The organism is Microtetraspora sp. AC03309, from assembly GCF_020826795.1.
Lineage (GTDB): Bacteria > Actinomycetota > Actinomycetes > Streptosporangiales > Streptosporangiaceae > Microtetraspora > Microtetraspora glauca.
In genome coordinates this window covers 1-11,758 of record NZ_JADDIL010000055.1, presented here as the reverse complement: position 1 = coordinate 11,758, position 11,758 = coordinate 1, and the positions used below count along the sequence as shown (strand labels likewise).

9 protein-coding genes are annotated in these 11,758 nt (G+C 71.2%); 2 read left to right on the top strand and 7 right to left on the bottom strand.

What is annotated here, in order from left to right; translation table 11 throughout:
* Positions 1-28 precede the first annotated feature (28 nt).
* Positions 29-1,666 (bottom strand): ABC transporter substrate-binding protein, encoded by a 1,638-nt coding sequence (locus IMZ11_RS28090; RefSeq protein ID WP_228645413.1) that lies wholly within the window; start codon positions 1,664-1,666, stop codon positions 29-31.
* A 126-nt stretch (positions 1,667-1,792) separates the two neighbouring features.
* On the opposite strand from IMZ11_RS28090, the gene IMZ11_RS28085 reads away from it, so the two are divergent.
* Entirely contained in the window at positions 1,793-2,827 is a 1,035-nt protein-coding gene (locus IMZ11_RS28085) for a LacI family DNA-binding transcriptional regulator (RefSeq protein ID WP_228645411.1), read from the top strand.
* 174 nt (positions 2,828-3,001) lie between these two features.
* On the opposite strand, the gene IMZ11_RS28080 is transcribed toward IMZ11_RS28085, so the two are convergent.
* The 6 genes from IMZ11_RS28080 to IMZ11_RS28055 form a co-directional block, all read right to left on the bottom strand.
* Positions 3,002-3,850, bottom strand: a complete 849-nt coding sequence (locus IMZ11_RS28080; RefSeq protein ID WP_228645409.1) for an ABC transporter ATP-binding protein — start codon at positions 3,848-3,850, stop codon at positions 3,002-3,004.
* Complete coding sequence (locus IMZ11_RS28075; protein WP_228645408.1) at positions 3,829-4,881, bottom strand: iron chelate uptake ABC transporter family permease subunit; 1,053 nt, start codon at positions 4,879-4,881, stop codon at positions 3,829-3,831. Before IMZ11_RS28075 ends, IMZ11_RS28080 begins: the two co-directional genes overlap by 22 nt.
* The gene (locus IMZ11_RS28070; RefSeq protein ID WP_228645407.1) at positions 4,878-5,915 is read right to left on the bottom strand and encodes an iron ABC transporter permease; all 1,038 of its coding nucleotides are present in this window, start codon (positions 5,913-5,915) and stop codon (positions 4,878-4,880) included. Before IMZ11_RS28070 ends, IMZ11_RS28075 begins: the two co-directional genes overlap by 4 nt.
* Positions 5,916-5,938: 23 nt before the next feature.
* Entirely contained in the window at positions 5,939-6,997 is a 1,059-nt protein-coding gene (locus tag IMZ11_RS28065) for an iron-siderophore ABC transporter substrate-binding protein (RefSeq protein WP_228645406.1), read from the bottom strand.
* 250 nt (positions 6,998-7,247) lie between these two features.
* A complete protein-coding gene (locus IMZ11_RS28060; RefSeq protein WP_228645405.1) occupies positions 7,248-7,829 on the bottom strand; it encodes a GNAT family N-acetyltransferase in 582 nt (193 codons plus the stop codon).
* A complete protein-coding gene (locus tag IMZ11_RS28055) occupies positions 7,819-10,056 on the bottom strand; it encodes a penicillin acylase family protein (protein WP_228645404.1) in 2,238 nt (745 codons plus the stop codon). Before IMZ11_RS28055 ends, IMZ11_RS28060 begins: the two co-directional genes overlap by 11 nt.
* 158 nt (positions 10,057-10,214) lie before the next feature.
* Between IMZ11_RS28055 and IMZ11_RS28050 the strand changes: the two genes are divergently transcribed.
* Positions 10,215-11,758: aspartate aminotransferase family protein (locus tag IMZ11_RS28050; protein ID WP_305075912.1), on the top strand; the 1,544-nt coding region annotated here is incomplete at its 3' end.

Below are 11,758 nucleotides of genomic sequence, written 5' to 3'. Positions count from 1 at the left end.
GCGTCACCGCGCCCCGGGTCCGTCATGGTCACGCCGCGCCGAGGTCGGCGGCCCAGGGGTAGTAGAGGTAGACGAACGAGGCCGGCACACCGGTCACCCGCTTGTTGAGGAACAGCCGGACCGACGGCGCGGCGATCGGGATCCACGGCATCTGATCCATGACCTTCGCCTGGAGCTCGGTGACGAGCGTCGCCCGCTTCGCCTCGTCCAGCGTTTCGGCCGCCTCCGCGATGAGGCTCTGGGCCTGCGGGTCGTCGTAGCCGTTGAAGTTCTGCGATCCGCCCTTGGCGGCGATCGTACGCAGGAAGGCGAGCGGGTCGGGGATGTCCATGTAGTTCGTCGTCATGAACCCGTCGTAACCGGCGCGGGCCTTGGGGTCGGAGAAGAAGGCTCCGTACTGCGCGCTCGGGACTCCCTTGGGCTGGATGGTGAGGCCCAGCTCGCGGGCGGCGTTGGACATCTCCGACAGGATGTCGGCGTAGAACTGGCGCTCGCTGGGGTAGGCGATGGTGATCGGCGCGCTGCCGACGTCGACCCCCGAGAGGAGCTTCTTCGCCTCGTCGAGGTTCTTCTTCGTGTCCGGCAGGGCGTCGTACGCCTTTCCGAACACCTCGTCGCCGTACGTCCAGCCGCCTCGCGGCACCAGCGAGCGCGGCACCTGGGCGGTTCCGGCGAACACGGTCTGCGCGATGGCCTCACGGTCGGTGGCGAGAGCCAGCGCCCGCCGCACGGCCGGGTTGCCGAGGGCCCCGTCACCGGTGCTGATGACGCCCACCAGCTGGAGCGACTTGCCGAAGTACAGCGTGCCGTCGCCGGCGTTGGAGAGCTGGTCGACCGCGCCGAGGGGGACGTCGTACGAGCCGTCGATGGCGTTCGTCTGGAGGGCGCTCGCGATCGCGCCCGGGTCGACGATGAACTGCAGGTCGATCTGCTTGGTCTTGGCCCGCCGCGACGCGTCCCAGTAGGCGTCGTTGCGCAGCATCGTGATCTTGGAGCCCTTCTCCCACGACGAGAGTGTGAAGGGCCCGGTGCACATGACCGATCCTTCGGGCGTGCCGTACTTCGCGCCCGCCTCGTCGCGCTGCTTGCGCTCGACGACCACGCCGATCGGGGTGGCCATGTACGAGTTGAGCGTGGCGTCCGGCTTCTTCAGCGTGATCGTGACCTGCCTGTCGCCGGTCTTCTCGATGCTCGCGATGTTGCCGGTGATCTGGTCGGAGGCCCAGTAGCTGCCCTCCTTCGGGTCGAGGTGTCGGCGGAGGCTGAACACCACGTCGTCGGCGGTCATCGGCTCACCGTCCCAGAACCGCACGCCGTCCCGCAGGGTGTAAACCCAGGTCTTCTGGTCGGAGGTCTCGACCTTCTCCGCCAGGTTGGGCTTCATGGAGTAGTCGGGGTCCAGCCGCATCAACCCCTCGCAGAGGTTCGCGACGACCGTGTTCTCCGGGTAGTTGAACGCCTTGATCGGATCAAGTGACGCGGGCTCGCCGAAGGGCAGGTTCCAGGTCGCCTTGTCGAGATCCCGCTGTGCGGCCGGGGTGGTCACCAGGAGGTCGTCGAGCTTCTGACCGGCCGTCTTCGGGCCGACCGGGTCGGCGCCGCCGCCACACGCGGCGAGCCCCAGGCTCAGCGAGGCGGCGAAGATCGCCTTCGCGTATATGCGCATCTCGTTCTCCGAACTGCCGGGGAGTGGACCCTTTGAGGCCATTTGTGCAGGCCCTGGGCGTAACAGGCAGCGACCATACAACACAAAACGTTTTAGTAAAAGGTTTTGTGGCCTACTATGTTCGGTATGTCCGAGCAGGGATCACCACCCGCACGCCCGACGATCCGTGATGTCGCGCGTGAGGCGGGCGTCTCCGTCACGACGGTGTCCCACGCGCTGAACGGCAAAGGAACCGCCTCGGAGGCCACGCGGCAGCGGGTCCTCGCCGTCGCCGACCGCCTGGCCTACCGCGCCCACCCCATGGCGCGCGGGCTCCGCCAGGGGCGCACCGGTGTCCTCGGGCTCGACATGCGCCCGCTCGACGCGATCGGGTCGTACCTGCCCGAGGGTGTGGATTACTTCATGCGGTTCGCCGGCGCGGCCGCGGTGACCGCGCTCGACCACGGCCTCGGGCTCATGCTCGTGCCGGACCTGACGCGCTCGGACATCCCCCAGTACGCCCATGGCGTGGACGGCTACGTCGTCGGCGATCCGGTGCGGGGCGATCCCGTCCTCACCCGGCTGCTCGACGCCGCCATTCCGGTCGTCACCGTGGGCCGCGACCCCGGGCGGCCGAAGTTCACCGACTGGGTCGGGCCCGACGACGCGTACGAGACCCAACGCGTCCTCGACCTGCTGCGGTCGCGCGGCGCCGAAAACATCGCCCTTCTGGCCGGCACCGACGACAACGCGTGGAACGTCGACTCAGAAAAGGCCTACCGGTCGTGGGCGCGACGCGGCGGCATGCCGACGCGGGTACTGCACATCCCCGAGGCGGCGGGCGAGGACGGCGGCCGCGACGCCGCCCGGCGGCTCCTGAGAGGAAAGCAGCCGCGACCCGACGCGATCTACTGCCAGACGGGTCGGCACGCGGCGGGGGTCCTCGCCGAGGCTCGTCGACTGGGCGTGTCCGTCCCTCACGATCTGCTCATCGCGGCCGGCTCGGACGCGCAGCAGACCCGCCTCGCCGTACCGGGGATCACGGCCCTCGATCTCGGACCGGAGGACTCGGGCAGGGCCGCCGTGGAACTGCTCATCGCACGCCTGGCCGGCGACACCGCACCCGGGCCGATCATCCTGCCCGCCGAACTGCGCATACGCGCGTCGACCGGGGACGCCTGACACCGGACGCGCAGCGGGTACGGCGGCGCGGTCCGAGCCCCCGTCGAGGAGCGGGCGGGACGACGCGGACGAGCGGTGCCGCGATACGGTGCGGAAGCACGCCGAGCGGAGCGCGTTGGAGAAGGCCGGGTTCCAGCGTGAAGGCGTCCTCCGCGAGGCTCCCGCGAGGGGCTTTCAGGCGGTGGCGGGATCCGCGTTCGCGGAGAGGCGGGCGTGCGGGACCACCATCGGGGTGAGCGTCCGCGGGTCGGGCACGATGTCGCACGCCAACCCGAAGACGTCCTCGACGAGCTGCGGTGTCAGTACCTCAGCCGGTGGACCTTCGGCGACCGCCTGTCCGCCGCGCATCACGATCAGGTGGGAGGCGAACCGGGCGGCCTGGTTGAGATCGTGGAGCACGGCGACGATGGTCGTGCCCTCGTGGTTCAACTCCCGGCAGAGCTCCAGCAGCTCGTACTGATGAGCGATGTCGAGGAAGGTGGTCGGCTCATCGAGGAGCAGCAGATCCGTCCGCTGCGCCAGCACCATGGCGATCCACGCGCGCTGCCGCTGACCACCGGACAGCTCGCTCACCTGCGCCTCCGCGAGATCGGACAGGCCGGTACGCTCGAGCGCGAAGCCGATCGCCACGTCGTCGTCCGGCGACCACTGGCGGAGCAGCGTGTGGTGCGGGTAGCGGCCGCGCCGTACCAGGTCTCCCACGCTGATCCCGTCCGGTGCGATCGGGTTCTGCGGCAGCAGGGCCACGTGGCGGGCGGCCTCCTTCCCCCGGTATGCCCAGAGGTCCCTGCCGTGCAGGAGCACGCGCCCTCCGGCCGGTTTCAGCCCGCGTGCCAGCGCCTTGATCAGGGTCGACTTGCCGCACCCGTTCGGTCCGATGATCATGGTGAACCCGCCGTGCGGGATGTCGAGGCTGACCTCGCGCACGATCGGGGCACCACCGTAGGAGAGCGTCAGCTCCCGTACGGCCAGCCCTTTCCCTCCTGGTTCGACCTGGGTGTTCAAAGGCGTCCCTTTCTCCATTCGCGGGTCAGCAGATAGCCGAGGTAGAGGCCGCCGACGGCCAGCGTGTAGATGCCGACGGGCAGGTTCACGGGGACCGGCGACTGCTGCGCGGCGAGATCCGCCAGTGCCAGCAGCAGCGCGCCGACCAGTGCGGCCAGCGTCAGGTGCGGTCCCGGCCGGCCGGTGATCCGCTTGGCGATCTGCGGGGCGGTCAGCGCGATGAAGGCGACGGGTCCGGCGACGGAGACGGCTCCCGCGGAAAGGACGATCGAGAGGGTGACGGCCCAGGCTCTGGTGGATCTCGGCCCGGCCCCGAGCACGCCCGCGAGCTCGTCGCCCATCTCGCCGATGCGAAGGCGCCCCGCGATGAGCGCGACGAGCGGCACCACGACGAGGAGCACCACCCAGATCGTGACGGCGTGACTCCACGACCGCGCCGCCAGGCTCCCGTTGATGTACGCGGTGAGAACGGCGGCCTTGTCCCGCTCCACGGCGTACACCACGTACTGCGTGAACGCCGTCGCGATCGAGAAGACGCCGATGCCGGCCACGATGAGGCGCCCGGGGTTGCGGAATCCGGTCCCGGTCGACAGGTAGACCAGCGCCATCGCGGCCGCGCCGCCGGCCAGGGCGCCGGCGGGCACCGGCAGCACGCCGGGCAGGAACAGCGCGACGACCGCGGCGCCCGCTCCGGCGCCGGCGGCGAGTCCGATCACGTCAGGGCTGCCGAGCGGATTGCGGGTGACGGTCTGGAACAGCGCGCCGGAAAGCCCGAGTGCGGCTCCGGTGCCGACGGCCACGACCAGGCGCGGCCCGCGCAGCCGCTCCAGCACGAACGCCTGCTTGCCGTCCGCGCCTCCGGTGAGGGCACCGGGCAGATCGGCGACCGGGATGCCGAGCCGGCCGAGCGACAGCGTGGCGACGGCGGTCGCGACGATGAGGACCACCGTGACGACGGCGACGACGACGGAGACGCGCGCGACCGGGATCGCCACGGCGCGGCCGATCGTGACGAAGCCGCGCGGGGACGCGGCGCGGGTCCGGGTCATGAGGTGCCCTTCATCCTGCGCACGGCGAGCAGCAGCGCCGGGGCTCCGATGAACGCGGTCACGACGCCCACCATCAGTTCCTGCGGCCGCAGGACCAGACGGCCCACCACGTCGGCGAGGAGCAACAGGGCGGGACCGATGACGGCCGAGAAAACGATCTGGACCCGGAAGTCGATGCCGACGAGGGCCCTCACCATGTGCGGTACGGCCAGGCCGACGAAGGCGATGGGGCCGACCGCCGCGGTCGCCGCCGTGCTCAGCAGCACCGCGGCGAGAAGGCCGCCCGAACGTGTCAGGGCCGGATTCGCGCCGAGCGCCGACGCGGACTCGTCGCCGAGCGCGAGCGTGTTGAGGCCCGAGCTCAGCAGCACCGCGAGGACGAGACCGGCCACGGCCGCCGGGAGCACCGACATGAGGACGTCGACGTCCCTGCCGCCCAGAGCGCCGACCACCCAGTAGCGGTAGCTGTCGAAGACCTGCGGCTTGCTCAGGGCCACCGCCTGCACGTACGCCCCGAGCACCGCCGAGACCACGGCCCCGGCGAGGACGAGTCGTACCAGGCCGGAACCGGAGCCCACCGCCCCGATCACATGGACGACCACCCCGGCGACGAGCGCCCCGGCCAGCGCCCACCACACGGCGGCCCATTGGCCGGTCGCTCCCAGGAAGGCCGTGGCGGTGACGATCCCGGCGGACGCGCCGGCGGTGATGCCGAGCAGCCCGGGGTCGGCGAGGGGGTTTCTGGTCACCCCCTGCATGAGCGTGCCGGCGACGGCGAGGCAGAGACCGGCCAGCAGGCCGAGCGCGGTCCGCGGATAGCGGCTCTCCACGACGGTGGTGATGTCGGGATCCGCGGTCCCGTTCAGTACGGCGACGACCTCGGAGAGCGAGGTGGGATGGCTGCCGAACGCGATGCTCGCCAGCACCGCCAGCCCGAGCACGACGAGCCCGAGGAGCAGGAAGGACGACCGCCGAGCGAGGCCGGCGCGTTTCGCGCCGGCCTCGCTCGGGCGGGGCGGGGTGCCGATGGCCATGGGAGCCGGGCGTCTCAGCGGACTCAGCGGTCGATGGTGGCGACGGCCTTGTCGATCATCGGCAGGTACCGGTCGATCACCCACGGGACGGTGAGCGGGTTGATGATCGACGACGCGGTGACGAACGAGTTGTCGTGGCTGTACACGACACCGCCGCGCTTGACCGCCGGGATCGCCGCGTACAGCTTCTGCGCCTCGATCTCCTTGCGGGTCTTCTCGTCGGTGTAGAACGTGAAGATCAGGTCACTGTCGGCGAGCTTCGGCGCGTTCTCCAGGCCGATCAGGGCGGAGGCGGTGCCCTTGGTCTCCTCGAAGGTGTTCACCACCGGGTCGACCGTGAGTCCCAGCGAGGAGACCATGTCGACCCGCTGCTCCCCCGGCATGAACACGCCGAGCGTGCCGGGACCGGCGGTGTAGATGTAGGAGAAGGTCACGTCCTTGTACTGCGCGCGGGACGCGGCCGCGTCCGCGAGTTGCTGCTTGACCTGCGCGATCAGCTTGTCGCCGTCGGCGGGCTGACCGAGCGCCTTGGCGATGATCTGGATCTGCTCGTCCCACTTCGTCGTCCACGGCTCGCCCGGGTAGGCGACGGTGGGCGCGATGTCCTTGAGGATGTCGTACTGCTCCTTCGTGATGCCGGACCAGGGGGCCAGGATCACATCCGGGTCGAGTTCGACGATCGTGTCGAAGTCGATGTCCTCACCGCCGTCGAACTGCTTCGGCAGCGTGCCGCCGGCCTTGGTCACCGCCTCGTGGATCCACGGCAGGTAGCCGGTCTTGTCGCTGCCCCAGGCGTAGCTCTCGATGCCCACCGGCGTGTGGCCGAGCGCGATCGCGGTCTCGGTCGATCCCTGCCCGAGGGTGACGATCCGCTCGGGCTTCGCGGTGATCGTCGCCTGGCCGAGCGCGCTGTCGATCGTGACCGGGAACGCGGCGCTCGCGGTCGTGGTCGGCGCCGGGGCGGGCTTCTCCTCGGCCGTCTTCTCGGTCGTCGAGCAGGCGCCGAGGGCGAGGACGGTCGTGGCGACGATCGTCGTGAGGGTGAGCGCGCGGCGGCGCACCCGAGTGAGCGAGAACGACATGGGGGTTCCTCGTTTTTCATGGACTGCGCGGCCGCACGGCGCCACCGGGGACAGGGGTACAGGATCCGAGGACGAGCCCGGGCGGGAGGCTGCGCAGGTCACAACCAGAGCTGCAGTGTTAGGTAAGGCTAACCTATGCAGCGGCCGATCCACAATCTACCCTCCCTTTGTCGGGCCATTACCCGGAGCCCGCTTCGCCGGTCGGGGGCCACGACCGGCCGCCGAAGCGGGACGGGGGCTCGGGGCGGGCTCAGCCGCCGGCGCCGAAGTCCGCCCGGTCCAGGAAGACGAGCCTGGCCCGCTTCTCGGGCAGGTCGATCTCGGGCCCGAGGACGAACCCGGTCCGGAGCAGGCGAGCGATCGCCTTGTCGTTGCGGGCGTCGGGTTCGGCCACGATCCGCTTCCGGCCGGGCTCCGCCAGGACGTGGCCGAGGAAGACCGAAAGGAGCGTGCCGGTGAAACCCGGTTCCGGCCCACCCGCGACCGGTCCGATCATCAGGTGGATGCCGAAGTCGCCCGGCTGGACCTCGTAGCACTCGCCGACCGGATCGAACTCCGGCTCGTACGTCTGGAAGAGCGCGACCGGCCGGTCGTCCCGATGGACCAGGTAGGCGTGGTGCGTGGTGAGGGTGTCCAGGAAGCCGTACACCTCGAGGACCCGCTCACGGTCGGCGTCCAGCATGCCCCAGAATCGAGCCCGTTCCTGGGTGACCCACTCGTAGATCACGTCGATGTCGACCGGAGGGTCCAGGGGGATGATCCGGACGGTGCCGAACCCGTCGATCACCTGCTCGTGCACGGCCGCACGGCGGGTGGGGAACTCAGTGGTCATGTCTCTCCTCGGTCAGCAAGGTCCAGTCGGTGATCACAGGAACGAGGTCGCCCCGCAGCCAGAGCGGAAGCTGGTCTCGCCGGTGGGCGTCGCCGGGCACGCCGGAGGCCCCGAACGGGACCACCCACAGGCTGTCGTCACGCCGCGCGAGGTCCCACACGTAACGCGCGGCCGGCCCGCGGGCGCTGAGGTCGGTGACGCCGGGCACGCTCGACGTGGACAGCACGCAGTCGTGGTCGCCGGACAGCGCGGGCCACTCCTCGGGCGTCTCGCCGGGCAGCGCCTGCCAGGGCGCGAGCCGGTGCGTCTCCCCCCATGGCACCGACGTCCGTCCATGCGACGCCACTTCCTCGACGGCCGCTCTGACCATGTCGGCACGGCTCGGCCCGGTCTGGTCCAGCGCGGGCAGCGCGGTGGTGGTCAGCAGGTTCTCCAGCGCGTACGCGACCCGGGGGACCAGCGCGATCCAGGGCAGGAAGATCTCCGGATACGGGATGGGCGCCCCGGACTCCCCCGACCCCCCGGACTCCCTTGAGTCCTCGGAGTCGCGTACGGCTCCGGCCGTCCCGGTCGGTCCCGCGAGGGCGGCCAGGGCCGGATGCGCCGCCAGGCGGCGCACCACCGCCGAGCGCAGCGCGGCGTACGACGCGGCGTCCGCGCTGCCCGCGTCCATCCGCCGGTCCCAGCGCAGCAACCGGTCGCGGAGCCGTACGGCCTCGGGACCGAGCCCGTCCAGCGCCGCGAGCAGGTCGAGCAGCGGCCCGGCCGAGGCCAGGTGCGTGTCGGTGTGCACGGCCGCCATGTCCTTGGCGGTCCAGGCCGTGGGGACGTCCAGCAGGTGGCGGATCCGGTCCGCGCGGTACGGCGGGGCGAACTCGACGCCGAGAGGCTCGGCCAGGTCCCGATGGTTCGCCATCACGGCGAGGCCGTCGACGTCCGCGCGCGGCATCGGATCCTGCCAGCCGCGCCATTCGTGACCGGGCTCCCACGCCCGCACGACCCGCACGCCGTTGTCCGGATGGCGCAGGGGTACGGCACCGGCGACGCGGTGGAGCAGCCCGCCGTCCGTGTCCGCGGCCAGCACGACGTTGACCGGCTCCGCCCACAGGTCCAAGGCCCGGTCCACGTCGGCGACGGTCTTCGCCCTGAGCAGCGCGGGCAGCGCGCGGAACCCCAGATCGGCGCGGACCCGTGGGGGGCAGCGCAGGCTGATCGCCTCCCAGGCGGCCTCCCCGGAGGGGTCCGCGTCGGGCCTCCCGCCGGGATCCCCGTCCCCGGAGCCGTCTCGGCCCGCGGCGGCACCGGAACCGGCCCGGCCCGCGGGGGCACCGATCACGACGGGGCCGCGCTCGGTCTCGATCACCTCGACCTCGACCGGTTCGCCACCGGCCACCTCGATGATCTCGACGTGCGCCGACGCGGGCCGCCAGCCGTCCGGGCCGAGCGCCTCGACCTCCGCTCCGCGGCGGCGGAGCCGTTCCCGGTAGAGGTCCTGGTAGTCGGCCATGGAGTTGGTGATCGCCCAGGCGACCGAGCCGGCGTGCCCGAAATGCGCGATTCCGGGCACGCCCGGGACGGCCAGCCCGACCACGTCGTACTCCGGGCAGGCGAGGTGGATCTGCTGGTAGATCCCGGGGTCCTCGATGAACCGGTGCGGATCGCCCGCGACGAGCGCCGCGCCCGTGGTGGTGCGGTCCCCGCCGACGAGCCAGCCGTTGCTTCCCGAGGTGCCGGGGCCGTCGGTGGCGAAGACCTCGATCGCGTGCGTGCCGAGTCTGGTGGCGACCTCCTCACGCCACAGCTTGGCGGGGAAGCCCGCGAAGAGGATGTGATGCGACAACCAGATCGCCAGTGGCGTCCACGGCCGCCACCGCCCGGGGGCGAGCCCGGTTGCCGCGAACTCCGGCGCGCGGCGCGCCCCGTCGGCGAGGCCGGCCTCGACACCGTCGACGTAGCTTTCGACCCAGGCCGCGGTGTCCGCGTCGAGCGCCCGGAAGCAGCGCCGGGCCGTGTCCTCGATCCTGGCCTGCCGGGCGAAGCGGTCCCAGCCGACGGAATCGCCGCCGAGGAAGGCGGCGCTGGTGCCCGCCGCCCGGTGCCGTTCCACCTCGATCTGCCAGGCCCGGTCCGTCGCGGCGGCGCGCCCCTGGGCGAAGGCGAGCTCGCGGGCGTCGCCCGCACGCAGATGGGGGATCCCCCACGCGTCGCGGAAAATCTGGATGCTCACACCTCTCCTCACCAAGATTAGGTAAAGCTAACCTAATCTAAACCGGCCATGATCCGGCAGGGCGGTCCGTGAACCCCATGGGGGCGCTTCAAGATTAACTTAGGCTAGGCTAACCTAAGTTTTACTTTTCCGAACCCGCGACTGTTGAGGACTTGACCATGACTTTTCACGGGTACACCGCCGACCTCCCGTCGGCGGGCGTCCGCCCCGAAGCCGCACGGGCCCGGTCGCACCTTTTCAACGATCGCAACGTGGCCCGCTACCGCAACGCCATGAGCGCGGGGGCGGAGCGGGTGGCCGCACGGGTGCTCCGCACCGAGCGTCCGTTCAGCGGGATCTCGCCGTCCCGGCTCGCTCCCGAGGTCTCCCGCATCGACCTCGAACTGCCGTTGCACGACCCGTCGGCCGCCCTCGACGAGCTGGAGGACGTCTACCTGCGTGACGCCGTCTATTTCCACCACCCCCGCTACCTGGCGCATCTCAACTGCCCGGTGGTGATCCCCGCGCTGCTCGGCGAGGCGGTGCTCAGCGCCGTCAACTCCTCCCTCGACACCTGGGACCAGAGCGCGGGCGCCACCCTGATCGAGCGCCGCCTGATCGACTGGACGGCCGGCCGCATCGGCCTCGGCCCCGGCGCCGACGGCGTGTTCACCAGCGGCGGCACCCAGTCGAACTTCCAGGCCCTGTTGCTCAGCAGGGAGGAGGCGTGCGCCGCCGTCATGGCGCGCTCCCCGCTGTCCCGGCACGACGTCCTCTCCCGGCTGCGCGTCCTCACCTCCGAGGCCGGACACTTCAGCGTGCGGAAATCGGCCAAACTTCTCGGCCTCGCCCCGGACGCCGTCATCTCCGTGGAGACCGACCCCGACCGGCGCATGCGGCCCGCCGCGCTCGCCCGCGAGCTGGAGCGCTGCCGGCGCGAGGACCTGCCGGTCATGGCCGTCGTCGCCACCGCCGGGACCACCGACTTCGGCTCCATCGACCCGCTGCCCGAGATCGCCGACCTGTGCGAGCGGGCCGGGGTGTGGCTGCACGTCGACGCCGCGTACGGGTGCGGGCTCCTGGTGTCCCGCACCCGGCGCGACCTGCTCGACGGCATCGAGCGCGCCGACTCGGTGACCGTGGACTTTCACAAGTCGTTCTTCCAGCCGGTGAGCTCCAGCGCCCTCCTGGTACGCGACGCGGCCGTGCTGCGGCACGCGACCTACCACGCCGACTACCTCAACCCGGCCCACATGGTCGAGCAGCGCATCCCCAACCAGGTCGACAAGAGCATCCAGACCACGCGCCGCTTCGACGCGCTCAAGCTGTGGCTGACCCTGCGCATCATGGGCCCGGACGCGGTCGGCGAACTCTTCGACGAGGTGGTGGACCGGGCGGCCGACGCCTGGGCGCTGCTGGCCGCGGACCCGCGGTTCGAGGTCGTCACCCGATCACAGCTGAGCACCGTCGTCTTCCGCTACCTGCCCCCGGAGGGGCCGGGCCGCACGCTGGCCGACGACGCCAACCTGTACGCGCGCGATGCCCTGAGCGCCTCCGGCGAGGCGGTCGTGGCCGGGACCAAGGTCGACGGCCACCACTACCTGAAGTTCACCCTGCTCAACCCGGAGACGTCGCTGGACGACATCGCGCACGTCCTGGACCTCATCGCGAACCACGCCGGCCGGTACATCGAGGACCGTGCCCCCCTCCAGACCTGCCACCG

Excerpts from the sequence above, each read along its gene's own strand:
- IMZ11_RS28065 (WP_228645406.1), bottom strand. The coding sequence starts at position 6,997 with ATGTCGTTCTCGCTCACTCGGGTGCGCCGCCGCGCGCTCACCCTCACG.
- IMZ11_RS28060 (WP_228645405.1), bottom strand. The coding sequence starts at position 7,829 with ATGACCACTGAGTTCCCCACCCGCCGTGCGGCCGTGCACGAGCAGGTG.
- IMZ11_RS28090 (WP_228645413.1), bottom strand. The coding sequence starts at position 1,666 with ATGCGCATATACGCGAAGGCGATCTTCGCCGCCTCGCTGAGCCTGGGG.
- IMZ11_RS28070 (WP_228645407.1), bottom strand. The coding sequence starts at position 5,915 with ATGGCCATCGGCACCCCGCCCCGCCCGAGCGAGGCCGGCGCGAAACGC.
- IMZ11_RS28075 (WP_228645408.1), bottom strand. The coding sequence starts at position 4,881 with ATGACCCGGACCCGCGCCGCGTCCCCGCGCGGCTTCGTCACGATCGGC.
- IMZ11_RS28080 (WP_228645409.1), bottom strand. The coding sequence starts at position 3,850 with ATGGAGAAAGGGACGCCTTTGAACACCCAGGTCGAACCAGGAGGGAAA.
- IMZ11_RS28085 (WP_228645411.1), top strand. The coding sequence starts at position 1,793 with ATGTCCGAGCAGGGATCACCACCCGCACGCCCGACGATCCGTGATGTC.